This window comes from Neoroseomonas oryzicola, assembly GCF_012163135.1.
Classification (GTDB): domain Bacteria; phylum Pseudomonadota; class Alphaproteobacteria; order Acetobacterales; family Acetobacteraceae; genus Neoroseomonas; species Neoroseomonas oryzicola.
In genome coordinates, this window is record NZ_JAAVUP010000001.1 from 676,293 (window position 1) to 703,192 (window position 26,900).

The 26,900-nt window shown below is 71.0% G+C and carries 26 protein-coding genes; 12 read left to right on the forward strand and 14 right to left on the reverse strand.

Going from position 1 to position 26,900, the window contains the following annotated elements:
* The first annotated feature begins 96 nt into the window (after positions 1-96).
* From GWK15_RS03300 to GWK15_RS03320, 5 genes are all read left to right on the forward strand, one after another.
* Positions 97-963 carry a phosphonopyruvate hydrolase gene (locus GWK15_RS03300; protein ID WP_168039013.1) on the forward strand — a complete coding sequence of 289 codons (867 nt, stop codon included), beginning with the start codon at positions 97-99 and terminating at the stop codon, positions 961-963.
* Between the two features lie 112 nt (positions 964-1,075).
* The gene (locus GWK15_RS03305; RefSeq protein WP_168039015.1) at positions 1,076-2,602 is read left to right on the forward strand and encodes an MmgE/PrpD family protein; all 1,527 of its coding nucleotides are present in this window, start codon (positions 1,076-1,078) and stop codon (positions 2,600-2,602) included.
* A gap of 213 nt (positions 2,603-2,815) precedes the next feature.
* Positions 2,816-3,949 (forward strand): bifunctional 2-methylcitrate synthase/citrate synthase, encoded by a 1,134-nt coding sequence (locus tag GWK15_RS03310; RefSeq protein WP_168039017.1) that lies wholly within the window; start codon positions 2,816-2,818, stop codon positions 3,947-3,949.
* 629 nt (positions 3,950-4,578) lie between these two features.
* Positions 4,579-5,109, forward strand: coding sequence for a histone H1-like repetitive region-containing protein (locus GWK15_RS03315; protein WP_209441980.1), 531 nt, complete (start codon positions 4,579-4,581; stop codon positions 5,107-5,109).
* Positions 5,110-5,185: 76 nt separating this feature from the next.
* Positions 5,186-5,653, forward strand: a complete 468-nt coding sequence (locus GWK15_RS03320) for a GNAT family N-acetyltransferase (RefSeq protein WP_168039019.1) — start codon at positions 5,186-5,188, stop codon at positions 5,651-5,653.
* 82 nt (positions 5,654-5,735) lie between these two features.
* On the opposite strand, the gene GWK15_RS03325 is transcribed toward GWK15_RS03320, so the two are convergent.
* The 4 genes from GWK15_RS03325 to GWK15_RS03340 are packed head-to-tail and all read right to left on the reverse strand — an operon-like array spanning position 5,736 to position 10,075.
* Positions 5,736-6,614, reverse strand: coding sequence for an MBL fold metallo-hydrolase (locus GWK15_RS03325; protein ID WP_168039021.1), 879 nt, complete (start codon positions 6,612-6,614; stop codon positions 5,736-5,738).
* A complete protein-coding gene (locus GWK15_RS03330) occupies positions 6,611-7,519 on the reverse strand; it encodes an EamA family transporter (protein ID WP_168039023.1) in 909 nt (302 codons plus the stop codon). The genes GWK15_RS03325 and GWK15_RS03330 overlap by 4 nt, the downstream gene beginning before the upstream one ends.
* The gene (locus GWK15_RS03335; RefSeq protein WP_209441981.1) at positions 7,519-8,466 is read right to left on the reverse strand and encodes a DMT family transporter; all 948 of its coding nucleotides are present in this window, start codon (positions 8,464-8,466) and stop codon (positions 7,519-7,521) included. The genes GWK15_RS03330 and GWK15_RS03335 overlap by 1 nt, the downstream gene beginning before the upstream one ends.
* 1 nt (position 8,467) lies before the next feature.
* Complete coding sequence (locus GWK15_RS03340) at positions 8,468-10,075, reverse strand: hypothetical protein (protein WP_168039025.1); 1,608 nt, start codon at positions 10,073-10,075, stop codon at positions 8,468-8,470.
* 113 nt (positions 10,076-10,188) lie between these two features.
* Here GWK15_RS03340 and GWK15_RS03345 point away from each other — a divergent pair, with 113 nt between their 5' ends.
* Genes GWK15_RS03345 through GWK15_RS03360 form a run of 4 tightly spaced genes read left to right on the forward strand, consistent with a single transcriptional unit; the run spans position 10,189 to position 12,648 of the window.
* Positions 10,189-10,917, forward strand: coding sequence for a methyltransferase domain-containing protein (locus GWK15_RS03345; protein WP_168039027.1), 729 nt, complete (start codon positions 10,189-10,191; stop codon positions 10,915-10,917).
* Positions 10,918-10,934: 17 nt separating this feature from the next.
* Complete coding sequence (locus GWK15_RS03350; RefSeq protein ID WP_168039029.1) at positions 10,935-11,900, forward strand: glycosyltransferase family 2 protein; 966 nt, start codon at positions 10,935-10,937, stop codon at positions 11,898-11,900.
* Positions 11,897-12,247, forward strand: coding sequence for an SMR family transporter (locus GWK15_RS03355; protein ID WP_168039031.1), 351 nt, complete (start codon positions 11,897-11,899; stop codon positions 12,245-12,247). Before GWK15_RS03350 ends, GWK15_RS03355 begins: the two co-directional genes overlap by 4 nt.
* On the forward strand, positions 12,244-12,648 hold the full coding sequence (locus tag GWK15_RS03360; protein WP_168039033.1) for a DUF3574 domain-containing protein: 405 nt from the start codon (positions 12,244-12,246) through the stop codon (positions 12,646-12,648). Before GWK15_RS03355 ends, GWK15_RS03360 begins: the two co-directional genes overlap by 4 nt.
* Here GWK15_RS03360 and GWK15_RS03365 read toward each other — a convergent pair whose 3' ends face one another.
* Both GWK15_RS03365 and GWK15_RS03370 read right to left on the reverse strand, forming a co-directional pair.
* Positions 12,649-13,329 (reverse strand): hypothetical protein, encoded by a 681-nt coding sequence (locus GWK15_RS03365; protein WP_168039035.1) that lies wholly within the window; start codon positions 13,327-13,329, stop codon positions 12,649-12,651.
* 57 nt (positions 13,330-13,386) lie between these two features.
* Complete coding sequence (locus tag GWK15_RS03370; protein WP_168039037.1) at positions 13,387-16,167, reverse strand: phosphoenolpyruvate carboxylase; 2,781 nt, start codon at positions 16,165-16,167, stop codon at positions 13,387-13,389.
* 125 nt (positions 16,168-16,292) lie between these two features.
* Between GWK15_RS03370 and GWK15_RS03375 the strand changes: the two genes are divergently transcribed.
* Entirely contained in the window at positions 16,293-17,291 is a 999-nt protein-coding gene (locus tag GWK15_RS03375; protein WP_168039039.1) for an NAD(P)H-dependent flavin oxidoreductase, read from the forward strand.
* 18 nt (positions 17,292-17,309) lie between these two features.
* On the opposite strand, the gene GWK15_RS03380 is transcribed toward GWK15_RS03375, so the two are convergent.
* From GWK15_RS03380 to GWK15_RS03405, 6 genes are all read right to left on the reverse strand, one after another.
* A complete protein-coding gene (locus GWK15_RS03380; RefSeq protein WP_168039041.1) occupies positions 17,310-18,170 on the reverse strand; it encodes a GNAT family N-acetyltransferase in 861 nt (286 codons plus the stop codon).
* 161 nt (positions 18,171-18,331) lie between these two features.
* On the reverse strand, positions 18,332-19,474 hold the full coding sequence (locus tag GWK15_RS03385) for a DegT/DnrJ/EryC1/StrS family aminotransferase (RefSeq protein ID WP_168039043.1): 1,143 nt from the start codon (positions 19,472-19,474) through the stop codon (positions 18,332-18,334).
* 13 nt (positions 19,475-19,487) lie between these two features.
* On the reverse strand, positions 19,488-20,480 hold the full coding sequence (locus GWK15_RS03390; protein ID WP_168039045.1) for an NAD-dependent epimerase/dehydratase family protein: 993 nt from the start codon (positions 20,478-20,480) through the stop codon (positions 19,488-19,490).
* Between the two features lie 88 nt (positions 20,481-20,568).
* Positions 20,569-20,874 carry a hypothetical protein gene (locus tag GWK15_RS03395; RefSeq protein ID WP_168039047.1) on the reverse strand — a complete coding sequence of 102 codons (306 nt, stop codon included), beginning with the start codon at positions 20,872-20,874 and terminating at the stop codon, positions 20,569-20,571.
* A gap of 17 nt (positions 20,875-20,891) precedes the next feature.
* Positions 20,892-21,854, reverse strand: a complete 963-nt coding sequence (locus GWK15_RS26500; RefSeq protein ID WP_168039049.1) for an ion channel — start codon at positions 21,852-21,854, stop codon at positions 20,892-20,894.
* Positions 21,851-22,207 carry a RidA family protein gene (locus tag GWK15_RS03405; protein ID WP_168039051.1) on the reverse strand — a complete coding sequence of 119 codons (357 nt, stop codon included), beginning with the start codon at positions 22,205-22,207 and terminating at the stop codon, positions 21,851-21,853. The genes GWK15_RS26500 and GWK15_RS03405 overlap by 4 nt, the downstream gene beginning before the upstream one ends.
* Before the next feature lie 56 nt (positions 22,208-22,263).
* On the opposite strand from GWK15_RS03405, the gene GWK15_RS03410 reads away from it, so the two are divergent.
* On the forward strand, positions 22,264-22,776 hold the full coding sequence (locus GWK15_RS03410; protein WP_168039053.1) for a YqhA family protein: 513 nt from the start codon (positions 22,264-22,266) through the stop codon (positions 22,774-22,776).
* A gap of 249 nt (positions 22,777-23,025) precedes the next feature.
* Complete coding sequence (locus tag GWK15_RS03415) at positions 23,026-23,676, forward strand: hypothetical protein (RefSeq protein WP_168039055.1); 651 nt, start codon at positions 23,026-23,028, stop codon at positions 23,674-23,676.
* A gap of 3 nt (positions 23,677-23,679) precedes the next feature.
* Here the strand turns inward: GWK15_RS03415 and GWK15_RS03420 are convergent, their stop codons facing one another.
* Both GWK15_RS03420 and GWK15_RS03425 read right to left on the reverse strand, forming a co-directional pair.
* The gene (locus GWK15_RS03420) at positions 23,680-24,726 is read right to left on the reverse strand and encodes an ABC transporter ATP-binding protein (RefSeq protein ID WP_168039057.1); all 1,047 of its coding nucleotides are present in this window, start codon (positions 24,724-24,726) and stop codon (positions 23,680-23,682) included.
* Positions 24,723-26,894 carry an ABC transporter permease subunit gene (locus GWK15_RS03425; RefSeq protein ID WP_168039059.1) on the reverse strand — a complete coding sequence of 724 codons (2,172 nt, stop codon included), beginning with the start codon at positions 26,892-26,894 and terminating at the stop codon, positions 24,723-24,725. The genes GWK15_RS03420 and GWK15_RS03425 overlap by 4 nt, the downstream gene beginning before the upstream one ends.
* Positions 26,895-26,900 lie beyond the last annotated feature (6 nt).

Below are 26,900 nucleotides of genomic sequence, written 5' to 3' on the forward strand. Positions count from 1 at the left end.
CCCGGAAGAGATCGCGGCGGAGGCTAACGCCACTGCCCCGCCCTGCCCACCCCGCCCCGGCTTGATGGCGCGCCCGCGTCGGGGGACCATCGCGGCATGGAAACGCCCGCTGTGCGCCTGCGCGCTCGCCTCACCCCCGATCGTCCCGCCATCGCGATGTCGGCGCACAACCCTCTCTCGGCGAAACTGGCTGCCGAGGCCGGGTTCGACGCCATCTGGGGCAGCGGCTTCGAGCTCTCGGCCGCCCATGCGGTGCCCGATGCCTCGATCCTGTCGTGGGAGACGCATCTCGCCGCCATGCGGGAGATGGTGGAGGTGCAGTCCGCGCCGGTCGTCGCCGACATCGACACCGGCAGCGGCAATGCGGTGAACGTCGCCTACCTGGCGCCGCGCTACGCCGCGGCCGGGGTCGCTGCGATGGTCATGGAGGACAAGACCTTCCCCAAGGATTCCTCGCTCCGCGTCGGCGGGCGGCAGGAGCTCGTCCCGGTCGAGGAATTCCAGGGGAAGATCGAGGCGGCGCGGGTCGCGGACGGCCCTCTGGTCATCGCGCGGACCGAGGCGCTGATCGCCGGCCTCGGCCAGGATGAGGCGCTGAAGCGCGGCGAGGCCTATGCCGAGGCTGGCGCGGATGCGGTGCTGATCCATTCCAAGCAGAAGACGCCGGACGAGATCCTCGCCTTCTGCCGGGCCTGGCCGGGCCGGGTGCCGCTGGTGCTGGTGCCGACCTCCTACCCGCAGCTTTCGTTCAAGGAGGTCGCGGCGCTGGAGAAGGTCGGGCTGATCATCTGCGGCAACCACGCGATCCGCGCGGCGGTGGCGGCGATGCGGGAGACCTTCGCGCGGATCCTCGCCGAGGGCGGGATCGCGGGGGTGGAAGGACGCATCGCCTCGGTCGCGGAGATCTTCGCGCTGCAGGGCGATGGCGCGATGCGGGAGATCGAGAAGCGGTTCCTGCGCTGAGGGTGCGGACCAGACAGAGGGAGCGATGCCACGGCCGTCCGGCATGGACGGCGCCGCCCCGCCGGGCGCACAAGACGCGCCTCCCGCTCATCCGCTCCGGAGGCCAACGGCCATGAAGCTCCATCCCGTGAAGGTCCACCCGTCCAGGGCGCTGCTGAAGCGCGAGGAGCAACTCGCCTGGAAGATGGCCGCGGTCGCCACCGACAAGGTGGCGCTCGAGAAGGATGTCCAGGCGATGATCATCAACCGGATCATCGACAACGCCGCCGTCGCCATCGCCGCCATCAACCGCCGCCCGGTTGTCTCCGCGCGCGACATGGCGCTGGGGCACCCCAGGAAGGCGGGCGGGGCGCAGGTGCTGGGCGTGAAGGCGGGCACCACGGTCTCCCCCGAATGGGCGGCCTGGGCGAACGGGACGGCGGTGCGCGAGCTCGACATGCACGACACCTTCCTCGCCGCCGACTATTCCCATCCCGGGGACAACATCCCGCCCATCCTCGCCGTCGCGCAGGCGATGGAGCGATCGGGACGCGACCTGATCCGCGGCATCGCCACCGGCTACGAGATCCAGATCGACCTGGTCCGCTCGGTCTGCCTGCACGAGCACAAGGTCGACCACATCGCCCATCTGGGGCCCTCGGCGGCGGCGGGGATCGGCACGCTTCTCGGGCTGAAGCAGGAGGTCGTCTACCAGGCGATCCAGCAGGCGCTGCACACCACCGTCACCTTCCGCCAGTCGCGCAAGGGGGAGATCTCCTCCTGGAAGGCCTATGCGCCCGCCCATGCCGGCAAGCTCGCGGTCGAGGCGGTGGACCGCTGCATGCGCGGCGAGGGCGCGCCCTCACCTATATATGAGGGCGAGGACAGCCTGGTCGCATGGGTGCTGTCGGGGCGGTCGAACCGCCAGGACGTCTTCGGGCCGGTCTACTACCAGGTGCCGCTGCCCGAGCCGGGCGAGCCCAAGCGCGCCATCCTTGCCTCCTACACCAAGGAGCACTCGGCCGAGTACCAGTCCCAGGCGCTGATCGACCTCGCCTTCCGGATGCGGGAGCGGATCGCGGATGTCGAGGCGATCGAGCGGATCGTCATCCACACCTCCCACCACACCCACAACGTGATCGGGACGGGGGCAAAGGATCCACAGAAGATGGACCCGAAGGCGTCGCGGGAGACGCTGGACCATTCCATCATGTTCGCCTTCGCCGTCGCCCTGCAGGACGGGCGCTGGCACCACGCCGACAGCTACGCGCCGAAGCGGGTCGCCCGGCCCGACACCGTCCGCCTGTGGCACAAGATCGAGACGCGCGAGGATCCGGAATGGACCCGCCGGTACCACGCGAAGGATCCGGACGAGCTCGCCTTTGGCGGGCGGGTCGAGATCCTCTTCAAGGACGGATCGCGCCTGGTCGATGAGCTGGTAGTCGCGAACGCGCATCCGAACGGTGCGCGCCCCTTCGCCCGGCCGGACTACGTCGCGAAGTTCCGCACCCTGACCGAGGGCATCATCACGGCGCGGGAGGCGAACCGCTTCCTCGAGACCGTGCAGGACCTGCCGCGGCTCAAGCCCGGGATGCTGGGCGCGCTGAACGTCGCGCTGCCGGCGGGCGCGCTGCGGCAGGGCAAGCCGGGCATCTTCTGATGGCGGCCCGGCCAGAGGCGCCGCCGCCGGGGCCCATGCCTTTCCTTGTTCTGCATCAAGCGCAACACTGCGGCCCGAGCCTTCTATGAACGCCATGGCTTGCGCGTCGCCGCCACCAGGGACGGCGCGGGGACCGAGGAAGGGGGGACCGGCATCCTGCACGCACGGGATGACGGCCCCGCCGAGACAGAGACGACAAAGTGGGAGTCACCAATGAGCGAAACGCCTGACATCAAGAAGGGCCTGGTTGGCGTCTATGCCGACGAGTCCTCGATCTCCAAGGTCATGCCGGAGACCAACTCCCTGACCTACCGCGGCTATGCGGTGCAGGACCTCTGCGAGAACGCCTCCTTCGACGAGACGGCCTACCTGCTGTGGAACGGGGAGCTGCCGAGCCAGGCGCAACTCGCGGCCTTCCAGGCGGAGGAGAAGGCGAATCGCGCGCTGAGCCCGGCGCTGCTGCGCGTCCTGCGCGAATTCCCCCGGGACGCGCATCCGATGGACGCGATCCGCACCGCGGTCTCCTTCATGGGGATGGAGGATCCCGAGACCGCCGACATCTCGGATGCCGCCCAGCGGCGCAAGGCGATGCGGCTGCTGGCGAAGATCCCGGCCGCGGTCGCCGCGTCGAACCGGCTGTCGAAGGGGCTCGAGCCGATCGCGCCGGATGCCTCGCTCTCCTTCGGCGCCAACTTCTTCCACATGGTGTTCGGGAAGGTGCCGCAGCCAGAGGTGCTGAAGGCCTTCGACGTCTCGATGATCCTCTACGCCGAGCACACCTTCAACGCCTCGACCTTCACCGCCCGGACCATCTGCTCGACCATGGCGGACATGCACGGCGCGATCACCGGGGCGATCGCCGCGCTGAAGGGCCCGCTGCACGGCGGCGCCAATGAGGCGGTGATGCACATGCTGAAGGAGATCCCCTCCCCCGACGTCGCGGAGGCCTGGCTGCGGGAACGCTTCGACCACAAGGCGCTGGTGATGGGCTTCGGCCACCGGGTCTACAAGACCGGCGACAGCCGCGTGCCGACCATGAAGAAGTATGCCGAGATCATGGCCGAGGTGGTGGGCGACAAGCGCTGGATGAACACTTCCGCCGTGCTGGCGCGGGTGATGCTGGCCGAGAAGAAGATCCACCCGAACCTCGATTTCCCGGCGGGGCCCGCCTACTACCTGATGGGCTTCGACATCCCGCTCTTCACGCCGATCTTCGTCTGCTCCCGCATCACAGGCTGGGCGGCGCATGTGCTCGAGCAGGCGGCCGACAACCGGCTGATCCGCCCGCTGTCCTTCTACACCGGCCTCGAGCAGCGGCCCGTCGTGCCGCTCGCGCAGCGCGGCTGAGGCTGGACGCTCCCGCCGCTCGTCGCGAGCGGCGGGAGCATGCTTCGCACGGCGCGCGACGCGCGCGCCGGATGCGCAAATCGCGACACGCACGACACATGCATCGCACCACGACGACGCCGACGCGCATTTTGCGCGCGTGCATGTGCGGATTCTGTTGACACGCAATATGCGCGTGCAGATAGCGTGACGTTGCGCGAATCATCTTGCGCGATTCGTCGGACACGCTCTCTCGCACGACGCTCCGCACGACAGAGTCGGAGCACCGCGCATCAGGACGATACCGGCGCATCGGCAGCGGTGGATCGCTGCAGCAGGGAAGGACGGTCCATGGACCGCAGGCTCACGGGAAGGACGGCGACTGACGCAGTTCTTCCGGCACCGCCCGACAGCGCGCACCACGCGCTGACCTTCGGCGGGAGAGAAGTCGGAGGTGGCGTGCGGCGGGGAAACACCGCGCTCTTCGCCCATTCCGGCACCTGCACCATGGAAGCCGCGACCAGGCCGGCATGGCGCGCGACGGGATCCGCGCGCCGACGGTCCGCCCGATCCCAACTGCTGTCCCCCCGGGTGCGGCGCCGCTGCGCACCGCCTCCGAATCACCGGAACGCACGGAGACACCACTCACCATGACCGACACGATCGAGACCGAAGAGGGCCTGCGCGCCCAGCCGATGGCGATGGCCGCGGCGAAGAAGAAGGCCCCGGCGAAGAAGAAGCCGGCTGCCAAGAAGCCCGCCGCGAAGAAGGCCGCCGCGAAGAAGCCGGCTGCCAAGAAGGCGGCTGCGAAGAAGAAGCCGGCCGCGAAGAAGGCCGCTCCGAAGAAGGCCGCCGCCAAGAAGGCTGCGCCGAAGAAGGCCGCCGCCAAGAAGGCCGCTCCGAAGAAGGCCGCTGCCAAGAAGGCCGCTCCGAAGAAGGCTGCCGCCAAGAAGCCGGCCGCGAAGAAGGCCGCTCCGAAGAAGGCCGCTGCCAAGAAGGCCGCTCCGAAGAAGGCTGCCGCCAAGAAGCCGGCTGCGAAGAAGGCCGCTCCGAAGAAGGCCGTCGTGAAGTCCGCCGCCCGCGTCGAGGCGGCGAAGAAGGCCGCCGCCACCCGCGCCGCGAAGCGCGCCGCCGCTGCTGCCGCGGCCGCCGCGCCCGCGCCGGAAACCCCGGCGAGCTGATCCCAGCGCCGATCCCGGCGTTCGGGGGCGCCGTCCGCTCAGGCGGGCGGCGCCCCTTTCGCTTCCAGGGCCTTCGATGACCATCGCCATCGCGCCGCTGCCGCCCGAACGGCGGCACCTCCTCGCGCAGCTGATCGAGGCCTATGCCGCCGAGATGCGCGAGACGCTCGCCGGATCCCAGCCCGCGAGCGGGGCCGAGGCGGCCGCGATGCTCGCCGCCGATGCGCGCACCGAGGTGCTCGCTGCCAGCGACGCGGACGGCATCGTCGCCTTCGCCATCTTCTTCGACCTGCCCGAAGCGGTCTTCGCGCGGCGCTGCGGGGCGCTCGACGACCTTTTCGTCCGCCCGGACCGCCGCGGGCGGGGAATCGCGCGGCGGATGATCGACGCGCTGCTCGAGACCGGGCGCGCGCGCGGCTGGTCGCATCTGCGCTGGATCGTGCCCGAGGGCGACCGCGGGGCGATCGCGCTGTACGAACGCATCGCCGAGCGCGCGGACTGGCGGTCCTACGTCATTCGCCTCGATCGGACGGCATCGCTCTGAGAGGCGGCGTCGACGCGAGGGCAGGACACGGCCCGCGGATGCGTCCGGGCTGCGAGAGGGCGAAGGCCTGCCGCGCGCGGTGTCAGCGTGCTTCCCAATGGTCCCCGTCGCGCGCCGCGGCGCCCTCGGCGCCCAGCTTGATGAGGTGGGCGAGCAGGCTGCGCGCCGCCGCCGGCACCAGGCGCGGATCGAGCGCGGGGCCGTAGACCGGCGGGACGAGGTCCGTGGCCGTCGCACGCCCCGCAGCCCGCAGCGCGTCGAGCACCTTCGCCTCCCGCTCCAGCCGATGCGCCGCGAGCGCCGCGACGAAGGGCGCCGGTTCGGGCAGCGGCGCGCCGTGGCCCGGCAGGTAGAGCCGGTCGTCCCGCGCGGCGAGCCGCCCGAGCGAGCGCATGTAGGCCGCCATGTCGCCATCCGGCGGGCTGACCACGCTGGTCGACCAGGACATGACATGGTCGGCGCTGAACAGCACGCCCGTGCCCTCGAGCGCGAAGCACAGGTGGTTCGCGCAATGGCCCGGCGTGTGGATCGCGGTCAGGCGCCAGTCGTCGCCCTCGACGCCGGCGCCGTCCGCGAGCGTCACGTCGGGGTGGAAGGAATGGTCGCCGCCTTCCCCGCCCTGGTCCGGCGGTGTCATGTGCGGGCCGAAGCCGTAGGAACGCGCGCCGGTTGCGGCCTGCAGCGCCGCGACGCCGGGCGAGTGGTCGCGATGAGTGTGGGAGACGAGGATATGGGTGATCCGCTCGCCTTCCGTGGCGCGCAGGATCGCCGCGAGGTGGTCGGCATCCTCGGGTCCCGGGTCGAGCACGGCGACCGAACCGCCGGCACCGATGATCCAGGTGTTGGTGCCGCGCCAGGTGAAGGGGCCGGGATTGCCGCAGAGGAGGCGGCGGACGCCGGGCGCGACCTCGGCCGCGATGCCGACGGGCAGCGGGTCGTCCTTGAGGAAGGGGATGCTCACTGGTTCCTCCGCTGCCGCGACCGCACCAGTTCCCGGTGCAGGATGTACAACCCCGACACGACGATGAGGGCCGCGCCGGTGAGCGTGCTCCAGCCCGGCGCATCCGAGAAGACCACCCAGCCGATCGCGACCGACCACAGGATCGAGGTGTAGGAATAGGGCCCGAGCGCCGAGACCTGCGCCGAGGCATAGGCCTCGGTCAGCATCACCTGCGCCACGCCGCCGATCAGGCCCACCAGGACCAGCAGGCAGAACTGCCACAGGCTCGGCGTGGTCCAGATGAAGGGCAGCGCGACCAGGCTGAAGGCGGTCATCAGCAAGGACTGCCACAGCACGATCGTCGCCGATGACTCCGTGGCCGACAGGCTGCGGACCAGCAGCGTCGTCATCGCCGACCAGACCCCCTGCACGACCGCGACCACCATGCCGATCGCCATGGTCCGGTCGGGCATGGCGCCGGCCTGGAAGGCGCCCTCCCCCAGCGCGATCACCAGGATGCCGCCGAAGCCGACCAGCACGGCCGACCAGCGATGGATGCCGACCTTCTCCCCCAGGAAGGGGATCGACAGCAGGGTGACAAAAAGGGGCGTGGTGTAGGTCAGCGCCGTCTGCTCGGCGAGCGGCAGCACCGTCAGGGCATAGAAGGAACAGCCCTGGGCCATGGTGCCGGTGAAGGCGCGGACGACGTGCTGGGGGAAGCGCTTCGTCCGCAGCAGCCCCCAGTCCCGCCCCCGCGCCGCGATCACCACCATCACCGGCAGGGCGAAGGCGGAGCGGAAGAACATCGTCTCGATGAAATGGATCTCGGGGGAGACCCCCTTGATGATCGCCGACATCACGGTGAACAGCGCCGTGGCGCCAAGCATCAGCAGGGCGCCGCGGCGGATGTCGTGTCGGAGCGGCACTAGCCTGTTCCCGTCTCGCGGCGTTCCTGGGCGCGGCGCACCCTTTCGCGGTGCAGATTGTAGAGCCCCGCGGCGATCACGACGAGGGCGCCGGCAACGGTGGTCCAGGCGGGAAGCTCGCTCCAGATCAGGAAGCCCGCGACGCCGCCGATCAGCAGCGGGGAATACTCGTAGGGTGCGAGCGCCGAGACGGGAGCGAGCGCGAAGGCCCTGGCGAACAGCATGTGCGCGACCGCGTTGGCGATGCCGAAGAAGATCAGGGCCAGGATGATCGCGGTTCCGGGGATGCCGCCAGGCGGTGGGAACATCGGCAGGAACAGCAGGCCCATCGGGATATGGGCCATCATCAACCAGAACGCGACAGCCGCGGGCCCGTCGGTCACGGAGAGCAGGCGCGTCCAGATCCGCGTGACGGCCATCAGGATGACGGCGGCCAGCAGGAAGGGTGTCTGGAGCACCCACAGGTCGCCCGAGGGCTGCAGCATGATCAGCACGCCCGCGAAGCCGACCGCGGTCGAGGTCCAACGCCGCCAGCCGACGCGCTCCCCCAGGATCGGGATGGCGAGCATCGTCATCATCAGCGGCGCGACCGCGGCGATGGCATAGGAATTGACCAGTGCCATCCCCGACAGCCAGGCCCAGTACCAGGTGGCCGAGACGACGCAGTGCATCGTCCCGCGCAGGGCGAGCAGCCGCCGGTTGACCGGCCCCAGCCCGTGCCCGCGCGTCATGATGAGGATGGCGATGGCCCCCACCACGCCGCGGGCGAGCATCGACACGGCGACGCCGACTTCCGGCAGAGCCCATTTCACCGCGACGTCGGCACTGGTGACGACGGCATAGGCGGCGAGGATCAGCAGGATCCCGCGCACGGATTCCGCCGCGGTCGGGATCTTCAGGCCATGGGCATCCGACTCGCGCACGGGTCCGCCGGCGTCGTTCGCCATGTCAGTGGCGCCGGACAAAGAGGCGGTAGCCGTCGATCTCGCCGGCCGGCGCGTAGCGCTCGAGTGTTTCCCCGAACAGCGGGTGACGCGCGAAGTAGGCCAGCAGGTCGAACCGCCCGCCGCAGGCGGGGATGTTGGCGTGACGCGCGACGACGAGGGCCGCGGGCGGATGCAGCGCGAAGGATTCCGCCACCGTGTGGAAGACCGCGTATTCCGACCGCCGCATCGTCGAGGGGTCTCGATAGGGTTCCTCGCCGGCCGGGCAGGACCGGTAGAAGCCCTGCAGCGTCCAGGTGCTCATCGTATGGAGCATCTGCCGGGCATCCGCGTAGGTCAGCGCCGGGTAGACCGGGAAGATGTCAGGGCTGAGCACCAGCACGGGCTGCCCGTGCGCGTTGCGGTCGAGCCATTCGGCGAGGCGCCCCGGCGTCTCGCCGTAATAGGCGGCCTCGCGCCAGGGCGTCTCGCCGCCGCGCAGCTGGTAGACCAGGATCGCGCTTGCCGCGACGAGGGCGAGCGCCGGCGCCGAGGCGCGCGCGCGGCCCTCGGGCAAGGCGCGGTCGGCCCAGCGTGCCGCCGCGACCGCCAACGCGCCCAGGCCGAGCAGGGTGATCGGCAGGACGTGGTAGGTCCACCCCTTGTGCTGCGCCCAGGCCGCGAGGAAGGCGCCGAGGGCCGCCATCGCCAGCGCTTGGCCGAAGGCGCCGGACTCGCGCCGGAAGGCGAGCGGCACCGTGAACAGCAGCAGCACCTCGGCCGCGCCCATCACGTCGGTGACCAGCACGCGCCAGGGGCCGGGCCCGTGGATGTCGCCGTAGAACTCCCAGGCCAGCGGCAGGATCTGCCAGGCATAGGCGGGGAAGAAGAGCGGGATGGAGGCGAGGTAGGCGACCCAAAGGCCCAGCATCACCCAGGGCACCGGGTCCCGCTTCGCCTTGGCCGCGCCCCGGCGGAGCAGCACGAGGCCTTCGACCAGCAGCGGGACGGCGAGGAAATAGGGCTTCAGCGCGAAGCCGAGCGCCGCGACGACGGCGACCGCAATGGCGAGGCGCCGGTCCGTCGGCAGGCCCTCGATCCGGCGGGCGGCGAGCAGGCAATAGGGAATCGCCGCCATGGCCATCATCACGTCGCGCTGGCCGAAATCCGACCCGGCGGCGAGGAGGAGAAGCGGCAGCACCGCGGTCAGCACGGCGGCTTCGACCGGCCCCTCGGCGCGGCCGCGCCGCAGCGCCTCGGTCATGCGCCAGAGCATGAACGTGAAGCCGAGAAGGCAGACGAGGATCGCTTGGCCCTGCGACAGGATCGTCCATCGCGCGAGCGCCGCGGGCACCAGGTTCAGGATGAAGACGAGCGGCGGGTTGACGTCGATCAGGTCAGTGTAGAGCGCCTCGCCGGCGAGCCAGCGGCGCGAGAAATCCATCACCGCCGCGACGTCGTGGTTCAACGGCGGCAGCAGGATCGCGACCAGGAAGAACGCCGCCGGTGCGAAGGCGGCGAGACGCAGCCAGCGCGCCCGCGCGCCGCGGTCCCTGGAGGTGACGAGGGTGGCGTCCGCGTCCCGGTAGGTGGAGGCCGGGGCGGATTCTGCGTTGCGGCGGAGGAAGATCATGGAGGCGGGCCGCATCCTCGGGGCGCGCGGCGCTGTATGCAACCATAAAGCGATTCATCCGGTCCGCATTGCTGCCATGTTCCGGCCTTGCTGCGATGCGATGTAACGATGCCGTGGAACCCGCCGAATACGACCTCATGGATGCGGCGGAGGAGCGCATGTGGTGGTACCGCGCCCTCCATGCCCGCGTATTGGATGCGCTTGCCCGCCGGCCCGGTCCGCCGGGCAGCGTGCTCGATGCCGGCTGCGGCACGGGCGGGCTGCTGCGGCGGCTCGCGACGCTGGGCCGGCCGCTGGCGGGCCTCGACTACAACCCGGCCGCGGCGGCGCGGGCGGCGGCCAAGTCCGGCGCGGTCGCGACGGCGGGAGACGCGAACCGTCTGCCCTTCGCCGATCGCGCCTTCGCCGCGTTGACCTCCTGCGACGTGCTCTGCCACCGCGCGGTGGATCCGGCGGCGGCGCTGGCGGAGTTCCATCGCGTGCTGATGCCGGGCGGGACGCTGGTGCTGAACCTGCCGGCCTATGACTGGCTGCATTCCGCGCATGACGAACGTGTCCACAATGCACGTCGCTTCACGGCGGCCTCGGCCCGCGCGCTGGTCGCGGCGGCCGGCTTCGGCGGCGTTGAGACGCGCTACTGGAACGCCCTGCTGCTGCCGCTGATGGCGCTGCAGCGCAAGGTGCTGCGCTCGGATGCGGATGCGAAGAGCGATGTCGAACCCTTCCCGCCCTGGCTCGATGCGAGCCTGCATGCGGTGACCGCCGCGGAACGCTTCCTCGGCAGGCTCGGCCTGCGCTATCCCGCCGGCGGATCGATCCTCCTGGTCGCGACGCGGCCGTGATGTCGGAGACACCTTCCATGTCCACACTTGCGACCGGGGCGACGCACCCGGTCGGCCTTTCCATCGTCGTGCCGGTGTACCGGGGCGCGGCCACCGTCGGGACGCTGGTCGCCGAGCTCTCGAAGCTCCGGCCCGAGGGCGGCATCGAGATCGTCCTGGTCAATGACGGCAGCCCCGACAATTCGGGCGACGTCTGCCGGGAGCTCGCACGGACGGCCACCGTGCCGCTGACCTACATCGAGCACGCGCGGAACTTCGGCGAGCACAACGCGGTCATGACCGGCCTGCGCCATGCGCGCGGGGCCTATGTCATCACCATGGACGACGACCTGCAGAACCCGCCGGAGGAGGTCATCAAGCTCTATGACCACTGCCGGCTGGGCAACTTCGACGTGGTCTACACCCGCTACGCGGTGAAGGAGCACGAGGGGTGGCGCAACCTCGGGTCGCGCTTCGCGAACTGGGTGGCGGACCAGCTGATGGACAAGCCGAAGGGGCTCTATCTGTCCTCCTTCCGCTGCATGTCGGCCCTCGCGGTCGGCGAGGTGATCAAGTATCGCGGCCCCTACCCCTATGTGGACGGTCTGCTGATGCAGGTGACGCAGCGGCTCGACAGCATCGAGGTGAAGCACTTCGCCCGCGTCGAGGGGCGGTCGAACTACACGGTGCGGCGCCTGGTGCGGCTGTGGCTGAACCTCGCGACCAATTTCTCGGTGCTGCCGCTGCGCCTCGCGATCTTCGCCGGCGTCGCGATGGGCATCCTGGGGCTCGTGGCCGCGGCCTGGGTCATCGTCGAGGCGATGTTCGGGGAGACGCCTTCCGGCTGGGCCTCGCTGATGACGGTGGTGCTGCTGGTCGCGGGCGTGCAGTTCCTGGTGATGGGCGTGATGGGCGAATATGTCGGCCGCGCCTTCATGTCGGCCAACGGCAAGCCGCAGGGCGTCGTCCGCCAGGTCATCCCGCCGAAGGAGAGCGCGTCGTGACGGCACATTGGCTGGCGCTGGCCGCGGCGATCAGCACCTCCCTGGTGGGGCAGGTGCTGCTGAAGTCCGGCGCCTCCGACGCGGTGGAGGCGCAGGGCGGCTTCATCGACCAGCTGTTCCGCCTGCACACCATGGTCGGGCTGGTCTGCTACGGCGGCGCGGCGCTGCTCTACATCGTCGCGCTGCGGAAGATCCCGATGAGCGTCGCGCTGCCGTGCACCGCGGCCTCCTACGTCGTCATCGCCGTCATCGGCTGGGCGGTGTTCGGGGAATCGCTCGGCCCGGCGAAGATCGCGGCCATCGGGCTGATCTCGGCCGGGGTCGCGCTGCTGGCGACGACGGCGTGAGGGCGGCGGCGCTGCTGCTGGCGGGGCTTGCCGCCGGTTGCGCCGGCGCCGAACCGCCCTGCCCCGCCGGCACGCAGCGCGCGACGGTGGCCGAGGCCTATTTCGGCCGCGCCGTCCGTGGCGGCGCGCCCGTCAGCGACGCGCAGTGGCAGGATTTCCTGGACGGCGTCGTCACGCCGGCCTTCCCGGACGGGCTGACGGTGGTCGACGGCGCGGGACAGTGGCGCGGCCCGGATGCGCGTATCGTGCGGGAGGCCAGCAAGGTGCTGACGCTCGTCATGCCCGGCGCGACGGCCGGCGAGGCGCGGGCCCGCATCCTGCCGCTCGAACAGGCCTGGACCGCGCGGCACCAGCAGGATTCGGTGCTGACCGTCTATCGCAGCGCCTGCGTGGGCTTCTGATCAGCGGACATCGCCGATCCGGAAGAACAGGCCGGACAGGCTGCCCGCCGCGCCGCAGAAGCCATTGGCCTGCGGCAGGTTCATCCGGACGCGCAGCATCACCCCTTCCCGCCGGAGTTCCAACGCGCCGTCGCGGGTTTCCAGCCATTCGACGCGGGTGCTCTCGCCTTCGCCCTCATAGCCGCAGGTCCAGGCCAGGTTGTTGATGTCGGCGGTGCCGGCGGAGATCCGGTAGCTGCCGGCGCCGAGGATCTCGACCGTCACCTCCCCCTGAACGCCGGCCCAGATGCCGTCGATGCTGGCCGAGGGGTCGTGCTCGATGCGGATCAGCTGCATCAGCCGGTATTCCATCGCGGCGCGCAGCACGGCCCGCGGATCGGGCGCGTCCAGGGTGCCGTCCGGATGGAAGAACAGGTTGCGCGACAGGCTGCGCCGCCAGGCCGCCTGCTGGGCGGCGAGTTCCGCGGCACTCTCGGCCCCCAGAAGCGGCGCCAGTTCATCGAGCCGCATGCGCTGTGCCCGGTCCATGATGGCGAGCCAGGGGTCGGCTGCGATGGCCGCGTCGATGGCGCGCGCCGCGCCGGCGCAGTCGACGTTGCGCCGCGCCGGGCAGGGTTCCTGCGCCGCCGCCGGCAGGCTCGCGAGGAGGGTCAGCAGCAGGCAGAGCAGGCGCGCGGTCATGGCCTCAGTGGTGATCGACGCACGCCGCCAACGCGACGAAGCGCTTCACCGGCGCCGTCAGCCGAAGGCCCCGACCTCATGGGAGATCACCGCCGAGCATTCGCGCACCAGCGCGAAATAGGCGGCCATCGGGCCGAAGATGGCGGCATGCTCGGCGGCATAGGACGCCCCTTCCCGCGGCGCGGTCGGTTCACCGAAGTCGAGTCCGCTCGACGGGTCGGGGGCGGCAGGGAAGATCTGGCCCAGCAGGTCGAGCACCGGCGGCACGTCCAGTTGCAGAAGCCGCGCGATCAGGGTCTCGCGCGTCTGCCCGTGGCGGGGGCTGAATTCCGGCAGCGCGGCGGCGAGCAGCCAGAGCCGCTGCACCAGGCACAGCCGCAGCGCATGGGCCAGCACCAGCCGGTCGGGCATCACCGGCAGGTCCGGCCAGGCGGCGCGGAGCGCCTGGTGGTCGGCCTGCAGCCGGCGGAACATCCGCCGCGTGGCGGGCGACAGATCGAGGCGTTCGAGCGCCATGGCGACCGAGGTCAGCGTCTCTCGCCGCCCAGGCCGCTTCGTGAAGCCGGCACGGTCGAGCCAGGGCGACGGGTCGAGCATGTCGACCGCCGCGCGCAGCACGCCGATGTCCGAACAGGCCGCGGCGCGGCGCGCCATGGCCAGCGCCCGCGCGAAACGTGGCGAGCGTGCGGCGAGGTCGGCGAAGACCTCCGGGTTCGCCGCCGCCGCCGTGCCGATGCCGTGCAGCGTGTTCGCCAGGAACCCCATTTGGTGAAGGATGGCGTTGTTCGGGATGGCGCGCAGCTGGGAGGGGTGGGTGATCCGCACCGGCCCGCCGCCGCCATCGGCCTGCCGCGCCGCGGGGCGCGACCCGGTCTTGTCCAGCAGCCCGGGGCCGAAGGCGCCGAGCAGCGCGGCATAGCCAGGGTCCTCGACCAGCGTCGCCATCTCGCGCCGGATGGTGGCGAAGAAATCGGCACCCCAGTCGGCCTCGGTATAGATCGGGTCCTCGGCCTCGGCCGGCGGGGCGAAGGCATGTTCGGCGATGCGCGCGACGGTCGCGAGGGCGAGGCGCTCGGTGCCGAACAGAAGGTAACCGTCGCCGCCCTGGAAGGCGGCTTCCTCGCGTAGCGGCAGGCCGGCGGCGGCAAGCGCGGCGCGCGCGGCCGGCGGGGAGAGATAGGCGAAGCGGTCGGCGAGGCTCGACGGGTGTCCGCCGCGGCCGATGCTCTCGCCATGGGTGTCGAAAAGCACGAGCTCGACGCCCTCGAGGCCGTGGCGGCGCAACTGCTCGGCAAGGCGGATCTTGAGCCGCTCGGCCAGGTAGGAGGCGGCGAGCTGGCCGACATAGCGGCCGGAATCCGAATAGCCAAACTGCAGGCAGAGCCGCCCATGCATGCGCAGGTAGTCGCGGAAATGCGGGCTGCGCAGCGCTTCCTCGAGCACCCGTTCGCCGCGTTCCAGGGCGTCGGCGGTCTCGAACAGGGGCGAGATCTCGACCTTGTCGGCGATGCCGAAGCGGCGCGCGAGCCAGAGCGCGGAGAGCAGGGTGTAGCCGGTCTCGGTCTCGGCGATCAGGAAGCGGACGGGATGGCTGCCGTCGATGTGCTTGACCATCTGCGCGACGGTCATCACCAGCTTCACCGCCGAGGCCTGTTCGGCCAGCAGGGCGCCGAAGTCGAGCGGCAACGGCACGACCTCCGCCAGCGCCGCGTTGATCTGCGCGAGCAGGCCGCGCCGCGCGGCGCGGTCCTCGGGCGAGGCGGCGATGCCGAGGCGCTGGCGCAGCGCGTTGTGCACCTGGGTCGAGTTCAGCCGGACATGGGTGTGGGCGAGCGCAAGCCCATGCGCGACGAGGCCGGCGCGCTGCACGGCGAGCGCCTGGCGCGTCGCGGCGTCGGGCGCGGCCTCCATCGCCGTGGCGAACAGGGCGAGCAGCGGGCCGGGGGTGGTGAGCGCGGTGTCGTGGCCCTCCACCATGGCAAGGGCGAAGGCGCGGGTGCTCTGCGCGTCCGGCTTGGCCGGGGCGGCGGCCTCCTGGGCGGCGACGGCCGCCTCGGCGGCGCGGGCCCGGGCGACGATCGGCGCGGCGCAATCCCCAAGCGGTTCGAGGCGGTCGGCGAGGCGCGCCAGCTGCAGCCGCTTCATCCGCAGCCGCAGGCGCAGCGTGTCCTGCCAGCCGATGTCGGTGCGCCCGTCGGTGTCGTAGCCGACCCAGGAGGACAGGATCACCGGCCGCGGCAGCAGCGCGAGGGCGCGGTCGCCCCAGACCGCGCGCCCGGCTTCGAACAGCGAGTCCGACAGCACGTCGAGCGCATCGCGTCCGCGGGCGATGGCGGCGGCGGCCTGGGCGAACTCGTCCTCGAGCGTCACCGGCGCAGGGCGATGCGCCAGGCCATCGGGCAGGATCGCGCCGCATGCCGCCTCGGCGAGCGCCATCTCGGTGGGCAGCGGCAGGGAGAAGGTCGGGTGCGCCGTGAACACGGCGGCGAAGCGGATGCGCTCCACAGCGTCGCGATAGGCGGCGAAGGGGACCGGGCTGTCCTCGGGGTCCGGGCGCACCAGGCGCGCCGCGAGCCGGGCGAGGACGGCGCGGTCCTCCCCCATGCCGGTATAGGCAGCGATGCGGGCGGCGCGTTCGCTCGCGGCCTCCCGCGCCATGCGGGCGATCAGGGCGGTCAGCGCCTCGGCGCTCAGGCGGCCTTCGTCCAGGGCGCGGCTGATGTCGAGGGCGACGAGGAGAACCGGGTCGCCGAAGGGGTCGGCCGCCGCGGCCTCCCGGGCCGCGCGCAGCCGGGCGAGCAGATCGGCGAGCAGGTCGGGCGGGGCGGCATCATCCATGGGCCCATGCTGCACCCGCGAAGAACCGGAAAGCGAGTCCGAAACATCGGCGCCGGCCCCCTCCCCCTCGACAATCCAGGCGGGTCCGGCGAGCCTCGCGCCAAGCGAAACCGGAGGATCCCGCCATGAACCTGATCGAGAGCCTGAAGGGACGGTTGCGGCTGCCGCTGATCGGCTCGCCGCTCTTCATCATCTCGGTGCCGGACCTGGTGGTGGCGCAATGCACCTCGGGCGTGATCGGGTCGATGCCCTCGCTCAATGCGCGGCCGGTGGAGCAACTCGACGCATGGCTGGCCGAGATCAAGGAGCGGCTGGCGGCGCATGACACGGCCCATCCCGACCGGCCCTCCGCACCCTTTGCCATCAACCTGATCGTCCACCGGTCCAACGACCGGCTGGATCAGGACCTCGCTTTGTGCGTGAAGCACAAGGTGCCGCTGATCATCACCAGCCTCGGCGCGCGGCCGGAGGTGAACCAGGCCATCCATTCCTACGGCGGGCACGTCATCCACGACGTGATCAACCAGCGCTTCGCGCACAGCGCCATCGACAAGGGCGCGGACGGGCTGGTGCTGGTCGCGGCCGGTGCCGGCGGGCATGCCGGGGCGCAATCCCCCTTCGCGCTGCTGCAGGAAACCCGCGCCTGGTTCGATGGGCCGATCGCGCTGTCGGGCGCCATCGCGCACGGCCGATCCATCCTGGCGGCCGAGGCGATGGGCGCCGACTTCGCCTATATGGGCAGCGCCTTCATCGCGACGCAGGAAGCCCGCGCGGTCGAGGACTACAAGGCCATGATCGTCGCCAGCGCGGCAGACGACATCGTCTACACGAACCTCATCACCGGGGTGCACGGCAACTACCTCAAGCCCTCCCTGCGGGCGGCGGGGATCGACCCCGACAACCTCGCGGGCCATGAGGCGTCGCAGATGAACTTCGGCACCGACCGCAAGCGGAAGTGGAAGGACATCTGGGGCGCGGGCCAGTCGGTCGGCGGGGTGCAGGCGGTGGTGCCCGCGGCGACGCTGGTGGATCGGCTGGCCGCGGAGTATGCGGCGGCGCGGCAGCGGCTCGGGGCGGGGTCGCCGCTGGTCAACGCGAACTGGGGGCGGCGGGCGGCGGCCTGACCGGGGCCGCGGCCTTTTTCACATGTAGCCCGGGTTCATGGGCACGTAGCGGTCCCATTCGCCGAAAGGCCGGGCGGCGAGGATGACCATCGGCTCGGCGAGCCTCAGCCCGGCCTCGGTGATCATGGCAAGCAGCGCTGCGGCGCGGCCTGGGGCAAGGATCGAGACGTATTCGGCCGCCGTGGCCTTTGCCTCGTGCAGCGCCAACACGCCCGCAGCCGCAGGGTCCGTGCCTGGTGCGACGGCCATCGGGCCAACATGCCCCGCACCCGAGACATAAGCATAGCCGACCGGCCGGCCGGCCCGAATGAAGCCCAGCGCACGCAGGCCGGTGCCGAGGAGCATCTGGTGGTGAGCGTCGCGCCGGAAGCCCAGGACGAGCTCGTCGATTTCGCCCAGCCAAGCCGGCGCCGGACCCCCGGATTGCATCGGCACGACCTCCAGGCTTGGCGGCACCGATGGAAGCCGGACGGTCTGTGCCGGGGCCTCGAAACGATAGAGAGGCTCTCGGGGGTAGATGCCATGGCGGATGTAGAGCCCCGTCGAGGCGCGATTGTAGGCGAAGGTGATGAGCGCATGGTTGTCCGCACCTCGCCTCGCCGCCTGTTCGAGCGTGCGCGACAATAGCGCCTGTCCAATGCCGCGTGCCTGCACGCCGGGGTCGATGAAGAGCTGGGCCAGGAACCAGAAGCGCCCGATCATCCAGCTGAAGGCAAAGCCCTGGAGCACGCCGTCGGCCTCGGCGACCCATACGCCGCTCGGGTCCTCCTGCAAGCACAGCCGTTGGAAGTGCGGCGGCGAAGCAGGCGAGGACACCCCGATGCCGTTCCGAGCCCTGAGATCGAGCACGGCGCGTTGAACGATGCGGAGCGCCGGCACGAGGTCCTCCTCAGTCGCAGGGCGACAGGATACCTCCGTCATGGCCTTCCCCCCGCGGCGAGGGTGCCGCGTCGGCGCGAACATCGCGCCAGCGCGAGCAAATATTCAAGCCCGAACGGAGGTCCTCCGCCCGCGCTTGCGCCCGGCCCCGCGGATCGAGTTCAGCGAGCCAGGTCGCGCAGCGCCGCGCAGATCCGCTCCACCTGCGCATCCGTCAGTTCCGGATACATCGGCAGGCTGAGCACTTCCTGCGACGCCTTCGCCGTCTCGGCGCAGCCGGCGGGGCCGAGCGGCGTGCGGTCCTTGTAGGCGGACTGCAGGTGCACCGGCACCGGGTAGTGGACGCCCGTGCCGATGCCCTGGGCCTTGAGCTTCGCCTGCACGGCGGCGCGGTCCTCGGTGCGGAGGACATACTGGTGGAAGACGTGCTCGGCCCCGGCGCGACGGGCGGGGGGCGCGATCGGGCCGCCGGCGAGTGCCCCGTCATAGGCCGCGGCGATGGCGCGGCGGCGGGCATTGCCAGCATCGAGCGCCGTGAGCTTCACCCGCAGGATGGCGGCCTGCACCTCGTCGAGGCGGGAATTCACCCCGACCATGCTGCTGATGTAGCGCTCGCGCCAGCCATACTGGCGGATGGCGGCGATCCGCTCGGCGAGTTCGGCATCCGCGGTCGACAGCACGCCGCCATCGCCGAGCGCGCCGAGGTTCTTGGTCGGGTAGAGGCTGTAGGCGGCGGCGGTGCCGATGGTGCCGAGCTTCCGCCCGCCCAGCGTCGCGCCGTGGCACTGGGCGCAATCCTCGATCAGCGGGATGCCGGCGGCCATCGTCGCCTCGAGCATCGGGCCGAGGTCGCAGGCCTGGCCATAGATGTGCACCGGGATCACCGCCTTGATCGGCGGCAGGCCGGGCGGCGGGTCCTCGAGCACCGAAACCAGTTCATCCGCGTCCATGGTGTAGGTGTCGGGGTCGATGTCGAGCAGCAGCGGGGTCGCGCCGACCATCTCGACCGCCGCCACGGTGGCGACCGCGGTGTGGGAGACGGTGGCGACCGTCATGCCCGGCCCGATGCCGAGGCCGCGCAGGATCAGCGCGATCGCATCCGTGCCGTTGGCGCAGCCAACCGCGTGCTGGCCGGCGCCGAGCCAGGCGGCGTATTCCTGTTCAAAGGCCGCGCCTTCCTTGCCGAGGATGTACCAGCCGCTGTCGAGCGCGCGGGCGACGGCGGCGTCGATCTCGGCCTTCTGGGCGCGGTAGCCGGCGCCGGGGTCGGCCTGGGGGATCATCGTCATGGTGGGCGCGTTCATCGGGGCTGATCCATCAGAGGTAGTCGGCAAGGCGGGGACGATACCATGCGAGCGAGCGGCGCAACCCCTCGTCCAGGTCGACCTTCGGCGCCCAGCCTGAAGCGTTTCGGAAGGCGCGGTCGTCGGCGGCATAGGATCCGATGTCGATCGGCGCGCGGTCAGCGGGGAAGTCCTTGGTGACGAACTCCCCCTGCCCGCCATTGGCGGCGATGAGGCGCCGCGCGAGGTCGAGCAGCGAGGTCGGTGGGCTGCCGCCGATGTTGAAGACCTGGCCGGAAAGCCCTGGTTCTGCAGCTTTTTCCGCAGCAATGAGAAAGGCCTCGGTGACGTCCTCGGCATAGGTCAGGTCGCGCAGTTGGTCGCCGCCCCACACCTCGAAGGGCTCGCCTTCAAGGACGCGGCGGATCCAGATGCCGAGGAAGGTCTGCCGCGCATCCCGGATGCGCAGGCGCGGCCCGTAGCAGTTGGTGAGGCGGAGCGAGACCACCGGGCGGTGGTGCACGCGGTTCTCCAGCAGCCAGTACTGCTCGCCCGCCCATTTCGACACGCCGTTGGCATCGGGCGGGTTGACCGGATGCAGCTCGTCGACCGGCAGGCTGCGAGGGCGGCCGTAGAACTGGCGGGTCGAGGCGTGGACGACGGTCGCCTTGGGCGCGACCTCCCGCATCACGCCGATCAGGCGGACCTGGGCGACGGCATTGATCGCAATGTCGGCGACCGGGTCCTTCTGCCCGCCCATGTGGCTGGTCTGGGCGGCCATGTTGAACAGGACGTCCACGCCCTCGCACAGCGAGTGCAGTTCGGTATCGCGGATGTCCCCGCGCACCAGCAGCACGCCGGCACCTTCGAGGTTGCGCGCCGTCGCCCCGCCATCGGGCATCATCGCGTCGAGCGCCGTGACGCGCGCGCCATGGGCGGCGAGCGCGTGGCAGAGGTTCGAGCCGAGGAACCCCGCCCCGCCGGTGACGAGCACCCGACGGCCACGCCAGAAACCCGCATCGCTCATGCTTCAGCCTTCCAGGAGACGCAGCCGCATTCTGCCCCGGATTGCGGCGGAATGAGGCCGCCGCCGCGGCAGCCTTGGGCGCGCGGCGTCACGAACAGGACCGGTCGGTCGCGCGGACCTCGAACTGCCGCGGGCCGACCAGGCCGGGGCTGCCGGGCGTCGTCACGATGGCGAGGTCGAGCCGGCAGCGCGTGCCGGAGACGCGGTAGAGATCCTCGCGCACATATTCGATGCGCGTGATCAGGTCCGCGCCGAGGGCCGAGGCGATCTCAGGGTGGCTGATGACGGCGCGGAACTCGGCGAGGCGCTGGTAGGGTGGCGGCAGCGCGGCCGAAGCCGGCAGCGCCAGGACGGCCGCGGTCGCCAGGATCGTCAGGGGGCGTGGCAGGGGCATGGCGGTCTCCTTGGCGATCAGTCGTCGGCGGGCGCGACGGGGCGGCGAGGCTGGGCCTCGCCGGCCAGCACGCGCCGGCTGCGCATGATCTCGGCGAAGCCGAAGAGCAGCAGCACCTGGCCCAGGATGACCTGGAGCGAGGCGAGCAGGCGGATGCCGTCGTCATGCGGGGTGACGTCGCCGTAGCCGACCGTCGCCTGGGTGACGAGGCTGAAATAGAGCGCATCCGGGAAGGGCAGCGGCACCGGACCCTGGGGCCCGTGAAAGAGCGAGTGCATCGAGAGCCCCTGGGCGATCCGGTAGAGGCAGGCGAAGACGATCACCAGCATGGCGTACATCGCGAGGAAGGCGACCACCGGGACCAGGATGCGGGAGGCGCGGCCGGCGAGTTCCTCGGTGATCAGCGCCATGTCGGTCAGCAGCAGCACGACGCCGCGCACCGAGGCCGCGACCACGATCGCGATCACCGCCATGGCCAGGATCAGGGCGGCACCCTGCTCCAGGACCGGCAGGCGGTTCACCGGCAGGGCCAGCGAGAAGGCGCCGACGGACCAGACCGGGATCAGCCAGCGCGCCATGCGCGGCAGGTGGCCGAGGTCGAAGGGATGCTCGGCCTCGGCGACCAGGCGCAGGGAGCGTCGGCGCCGCCAGACCGCGACCAGGAAAGTGACGACCGGCAGAAGGAAGGCCACGGCCCGCGCGGGGGCGGGCGCATCCGGAAAGGCCGCCCGCCCCATCACGGCGAACAGGCACGCATAGACGGCGAGCCCCGCGCTGGTCCCGAAGGCGAAATGCAGGCCGTGCGGGAACAACAGATAGAGCGTGCCGAGCCCGAGGGCCGCGACGCCGATGACGAGGAAGGGAAAGAGCGTCCCCTGGTCCGCCACGCCGCCGGCGACGAGCAGGCCGAAGCCCAGCGTCATGATGACCGAGCGGAACCACCCCTCGGGCAGCCGGCGGCCGAGGCCGGACGGCGTCACGCCGCCGGGGCCAGCGCCACGCCGGTGATCTCGACCTTCCAGGCCGGATCGACCAGCGGCGCCTGGATCGTCATGCGCGCCGGCTTGTGGGCCGGATCGAGCCAGGCATCCCAGGCGCGGTTCATCGCCGGGGCGTCGCGGATATCGGCCAGGACGATCTGGATGCTGACCAGGGCGCGCTTGTCGGTGCCGGCCTCGGCCAGCAGGGCATCGATCTGGCGCAGGATGTCCGCGGTCTGTCCCTCGGCGTCGAGGGTCGCGTCGTCGGCGACCTGGCCGGCGAGCCAGACCATGCCGCCCGCCACCACCGCGCCCGAGAGACGCTGTTCCTCCGCGATGCGCCGGATCGCCATGCGATTGTTCCTCCTGCCATATGGATGCGTCATAAGCCGCATCGGAGGTTCTCCCGATGCGGCCGATTCTTGCCAACCTCATTCTCGCCAGCCGGTGGATCGCGGCGGTCTTCCTGCTCGGCCTCGCGGCGGCGCTGGCGCTGTTCGCGATCCGCTACCTCGGCAAGGTGGTGAAGTTCGGCATGACCGTCTTCACCTCGCCGCAGGATCAGGCGCTGCTCGACCTGCTGCACATCCTGGACTGGACGCTGGTCTCGGCGCTGGTGGTGATGGTGATCCTGGCGTCCTGGGACAGCCTGGTCTCCCCCTTCGACCCCGAGAGCAAGGCGTCGGGCATCGCATGGGTGCGCAAGCTGGACCCAGGCAACCTCAAGGTGAAGCTGGCGGGGTCGATCGTCGCCATCTCCTCCATCCAGCTGCTGCAGATGTTCCTCCGCGCGGATGTCTACACGGACCGGACACTGGCCTGGGCGGTCGGGCTGCACGGGGTGTTCCTGGCGGGGGCGCTGATCCTTGCGATCACCGACCGGGTGTCGGCGGGCTCCGGCGGGCGCGCCGGGAAGGAATGACGTGCGTCATGCCAGCGTGAAGGCTGCGCGAGAGATCCGGCCGTGAATTCCGGACTCAATTGAGCGCGTTACAATCTCGATCTGAGAAATTACTTTAAGAAAAGGTCCGAATAGGGCCGGATGATTCGCGTTTTTCCTCCGTCAAAAAACCATTGGTTGGCCCGTGAAGGGGCTGTTTCCACTTGCCGTGAGGGTATCGACCCAAGTTAATTCACCCATAAGTTGATTAACGGGTGATGAATTCCTGCCATGAGCGAGATCCGCCGTTTCGAGCGACGCCCCGCACGGCTCGACAACATTGTCCGCGACCGCCTGAAGGCTTGGCCGCAGCGGCCGCCGGGGGCGCCGACCCTCGGCAGCGGCGGGGCCTGGCTGCGCGGGCGGCCCTGCGACGGGGAACCGGTCGCGCAGCCTTACCTGAAGATCCCTGGCTCCGACCGGATGCGCACGATACCCGACGGGCTGTGGCTGCATTTCGGCGGCACGCCCGAGGATCCTTATGCGGACATCCTCTGCATCGAGGCCTGCTCGACCTTCCAGAACCTGCTCGACAAGCGGTCGCGCTTCGCGCCCTCGACCATCGCGATGCTGGCGCATTGCCCGCTCGCATGGTTGCTCGCGCCGCTGCAGGCGGGGGATGCGACGCCGCGATGGCACATCATCCCCTTCGTCGCGAGCGAGCCCTCGGCGCCGATCACCGTGCCGGTGCGCGACCTGCGGGTGCTCTATGGCCTGCAGAGGGATCAGTATGACGGCTTCGCCCGCCACCAGGTGCCGCATCCGCACGAGTATTTCTGCCCGATGGAGGCACTGACCGCCCATGAGGGGCATCGGAACCCGGCCATGCAGTCGCTGCTCGCCCGGGCCTCGGCGGCGTCGGCCTTCATGGATCCGCCGTGAGGGTCAGGCGCGAAGTGGGATGATCCGCTCGAGCCGGCAGGCGACGGACGTACCCTCCGCCCAGGCCTCGGCCGAGGCGGGGGTGACGACGAACAAGGCGCCGGCGTCGGTGTCGACCTCGTATTCACGCGTCTGGCCGAGGAAGGCGGCGCGGCGGATGCGGCCGGGCAGACCTGATTCCTCCGGCGGAGCGAGGCGGATCGCCTCGGGCCGCACGGCGAGCGCCGCGGCGCCCGGCGGGTGGTCGCGCATCGCGGCGTCGAGGACGGCGCCGCCGATGGCCACGCGGCCCCGGCCGTCCGCGGCGGAGAGCACCTCGCCCTGAAGGACGTTCGCCTCCCCCATGAAGTCGGCGACGAAGGCATCGGCGGGCGCGTCGTAGAGTTCGGTCGGCGTTCCCTTCTGGGCGATGCGGCCGTCCTTCATCACCACCACCAGGTCGGAGACGGCGAGCGCCTCCTGCTGGTCATGGGTGACGTAGACGACCGAGAGGCCGAGGCGCTTCTGCAGGTCGCGGATGTCCTCCCGCACCCGGCGGCGCAGGCGCGCGTCGAGGTTCGAGAGGGGTTCGTCGAACAGCAGCACCTTGGGGCGCAGCACCAGGGCGCGGGCGACGGCGACACGCTGCTGCTGGCCGCCGGAGAGTTCCGCCGGAATCCGGGCACCAAGGCCCTCGAGGCCGAGGGTCTTCAGCATGGCGGTGGCATCGGCCTCGGCTGCCTGGCGCCGGGCGCCGCCGACCACGAGGCCGTAGGCGACGTTCTCCAGCACGTTCATGTGCGGGAACAGCGCGTAGGACTGGAACACCATCGCGATGCGGCGTTCCGCCGCGGCGAGGCGGGAGACGTCCCTGCCCTCGATCTCGATCCGCCCGGAGGTCGGCAGTTCGAGGCCCGCGACCAGGCGCAGCGTGGTGGTCTTGCCGCAGCCGGAGGGACCCAGAAGCGTCACCAGCGCGCCCTGCGGCAGGTCGAAGGAGACGTCGTCAACCGCGCGCACCAGGCCGAAGGCCTTGGTCACGCGTTCGAAGCGGATGGCGGCGTCCGTCATGCGACGAGGTTCCCGGCAGGGGCGGCGCGGCGGCCGATCTGGGCGCGGCCGACCAGGCGCTCGATGCCGAGCACGACGGCGAGCATCACCACGATCAGCACCGTGGAATAGGCGATGGCGAGGGCCATCTCGCCGGCTTCCACCCGCCCGACGATGTAGACGGTGGCGAGGTTGTGCCGCGCCGAGACGAGGAAGATCACTGCCGAGACCGCTGTCATGGCATGGACGAAGGAATAGGCGAGGGCCGCGACGATCGCCGGGCGCAGGAGCGGCAGCACGACGCGGCGCAGCGTCTGCAACGCCCCGGCACCCATGGTGGCCGAGGCCTCGTCGAGCGACTTGTCGATCTGCGCGAGGGCGGCGATGCCGCCGCGCACGCCGACCGGGAGGTTCCGGAACACGAAGCAGAGGATGAGGATCAGCGCCGTGCCGGTCAGTTCGATCGGCGGTTCGTTGAAGGCCATGATGTAGGAGACGCCGACGACCGTGCCCGGAATGGCGAAGGACAGCATGGTCAGGAATTCGAGCGTCCCGCGCCCGGGGAAGGATTGCCGCGCCAGCAGCCAGGCCAGCAGGATTCCGAGCCCGGCGGTGATCGGGGCGGAGATCGCCGCGACCTCGATTGTGGTGAAGAGGCTGTCCCAGGCGGAACCGCGGAAGGCCATGCCGTCCTGCCATTCGACGGCGAAGCCGGTCAGGATGTGGCGCCAGGTGAATGCCATGTCGCCGCGGCCGATGTCATGGACGAAGCCGCCGATGAGGATGATGCCGTAGACCGCGGCGGTGAAGGCCATCCATGGCCAGGCGACGCTGCCGCAGGCGATCCGCAGCCCGCGCGGCAGCGGCGCCGGCGCACCGGAATCCCCCTTCCCGGTCACCGTCGTGTAGCGCCGGCGCCCGAGCCACAGGGTTTGCAGCGCGAAGGCGCCGAAGGTCAGCGCGAGCAGCAGGATCGCGAGCGCGGCCGCCCGCCCCGGTTCGTGGCGCGCACCGGCGATGGCGAAGAAGATGCGCGTCGAGAGCACGTCGAAATCGCCCCCCAGGACGAGGGGGTTGCCGAAATCCGCGAGGCTCTCGACGAAGCCGAGCAGCAGGCAGGCGGCGACCGCGGGACGCAGCAGCGGCCAGGTGACGGTGCGGAAGACGGTGAAGCGGCGCGCACCCATGGTCGAGGCTGCTTCCTCGAGCGACGGACCGATGGCGCGGACGGCACCTTCCAGCAGCACGAAGGCGATCGGCGCCTGGGAGAGCGCCTGGGCCAGCAGCACCCCCGGCAGGCCGTAGATCCACCGGCTGCGGGGTATGTCGAACCATTCCCACAACGCGGTCGTGACCAGCCCGGTGCGTCCGAAGAGCACGATCAGCGCGAGCGAGACGACGAAGGGCGGCGTGATCAGCGGCAGCATCGTCATCGCGCGGAAGGCCGGCTGCGCGCGCACTCCGCCGCGTGCCGAGAGCAGCGCGAAGGCGAGGCCGATCAGGGTCGAGGAGACGGCCGCGAGGATGGCCAGAAGCAGCGTGTTCCACACCACGCCACAGCCCTGGTGGCTGGTGACGCAGGCAAGGCTCCAGGCCTCGGGGGCAGCCAGCCGCGCGGCGAGCGCGCCCGGCGCGACATGGCCGTCCTCCACCGCCGCGGCGGAGAGGATGACGATCAGCGGCACGAAGACGAAGAGCAGCAGCAGCGCCCCGCTGCCCACGACCAGGAAGGCGATGAAGGCATCGCCGCCGAAGCGGCCGCGCTGGGCGAGCCCCGCGGAGATCAGCCCGATCGCCGCCGCCAGGACCAGCGCCCCGCCCCAGCCCAGCGCCTGCTGGGCGGGCGGGGCGCCGAGCAGCGGCGCGAGCCATTCCCAGCGCAGGCCGCGCAGCCCGATTGCCTGGCCCTGGACCAGGACGAAGGCGAGAAGCGCGAGGCCCGTCGAGGCGACGAGGCCGCCAGAGCTGCGACCCGCAACGATCGGAATCGTCGCGAGGCCGAGCAACCCGACCACCGGCCAGAGCCACCAGCGCGACCCGTCGAGCAGCAGGGCGAGCAGCGGCGCCGCGTCACCGCCCGGCCATGCGGACAGCGCGTCCACCCCGCCTTCCAGGCCATGCCAGGGCGCCAGCAGCAGGCCGAGAAGGCCTGCGGCCAGCGCCAGGCGCCCGAGCGTCAGCGCCCCCACGCGGGG

Excerpts from the sequence above, each read along its gene's own strand:
- GWK15_RS03300 (WP_168039013.1), top strand. The coding sequence starts at position 97 with ATGGAAACGCCCGCTGTGCGCCTGCGCGCTCGCCTCACCCCCGATCGT.
- GWK15_RS03305 (WP_168039015.1), top strand. The coding sequence starts at position 1,076 with ATGAAGCTCCATCCCGTGAAGGTCCACCCGTCCAGGGCGCTGCTGAAG.
- GWK15_RS03310 (WP_168039017.1), top strand. The coding sequence starts at position 2,816 with ATGAGCGAAACGCCTGACATCAAGAAGGGCCTGGTTGGCGTCTATGCC.
- GWK15_RS03315 (WP_209441980.1), top strand. The coding sequence starts at position 4,579 with ATGACCGACACGATCGAGACCGAAGAGGGCCTGCGCGCCCAGCCGATG.
- GWK15_RS03320 (WP_168039019.1), top strand. The coding sequence starts at position 5,186 with ATGACCATCGCCATCGCGCCGCTGCCGCCCGAACGGCGGCACCTCCTC.
- GWK15_RS03335 (WP_209441981.1), bottom strand. The coding sequence starts at position 8,466 with ATGGCGAACGACGCCGGCGGACCCGTGCGCGAGTCGGATGCCCATGGC.
- GWK15_RS03340 (WP_168039025.1), bottom strand. The coding sequence starts at position 10,075 with ATGATCTTCCTCCGCCGCAACGCAGAATCCGCCCCGGCCTCCACCTAC.
- GWK15_RS03350 (WP_168039029.1), top strand. The coding sequence starts at position 10,935 with ATGTCCACACTTGCGACCGGGGCGACGCACCCGGTCGGCCTTTCCATC.
- GWK15_RS03365 (WP_168039035.1), bottom strand. The coding sequence starts at position 13,329 with ATGACCGCGCGCCTGCTCTGCCTGCTGCTGACCCTCCTCGCGAGCCTG.
- GWK15_RS03370 (WP_168039037.1), bottom strand. The coding sequence starts at position 16,167 with ATGGATGATGCCGCCCCGCCCGACCTGCTCGCCGATCTGCTCGCCCGG.
- GWK15_RS03375 (WP_168039039.1), top strand. The coding sequence starts at position 16,293 with ATGAACCTGATCGAGAGCCTGAAGGGACGGTTGCGGCTGCCGCTGATC.
- GWK15_RS03385 (WP_168039043.1), bottom strand. The coding sequence starts at position 19,474 with ATGAACGCGCCCACCATGACGATGATCCCCCAGGCCGACCCCGGCGCC.
- GWK15_RS03390 (WP_168039045.1), bottom strand. The coding sequence starts at position 20,480 with ATGAGCGATGCGGGTTTCTGGCGTGGCCGTCGGGTGCTCGTCACCGGC.
- GWK15_RS03395 (WP_168039047.1), bottom strand. The coding sequence starts at position 20,874 with ATGCCCCTGCCACGCCCCCTGACGATCCTGGCGACCGCGGCCGTCCTG.
- GWK15_RS03405 (WP_168039051.1), bottom strand. The coding sequence starts at position 22,207 with ATGGCGATCCGGCGCATCGCGGAGGAACAGCGTCTCTCGGGCGCGGTG.
- GWK15_RS03410 (WP_168039053.1), top strand. The coding sequence starts at position 22,264 with ATGCGGCCGATTCTTGCCAACCTCATTCTCGCCAGCCGGTGGATCGCG.
- GWK15_RS03415 (WP_168039055.1), top strand. The coding sequence starts at position 23,026 with ATGAGCGAGATCCGCCGTTTCGAGCGACGCCCCGCACGGCTCGACAAC.
- GWK15_RS03420 (WP_168039057.1), bottom strand. The coding sequence starts at position 24,726 with ATGACGGACGCCGCCATCCGCTTCGAACGCGTGACCAAGGCCTTCGGC.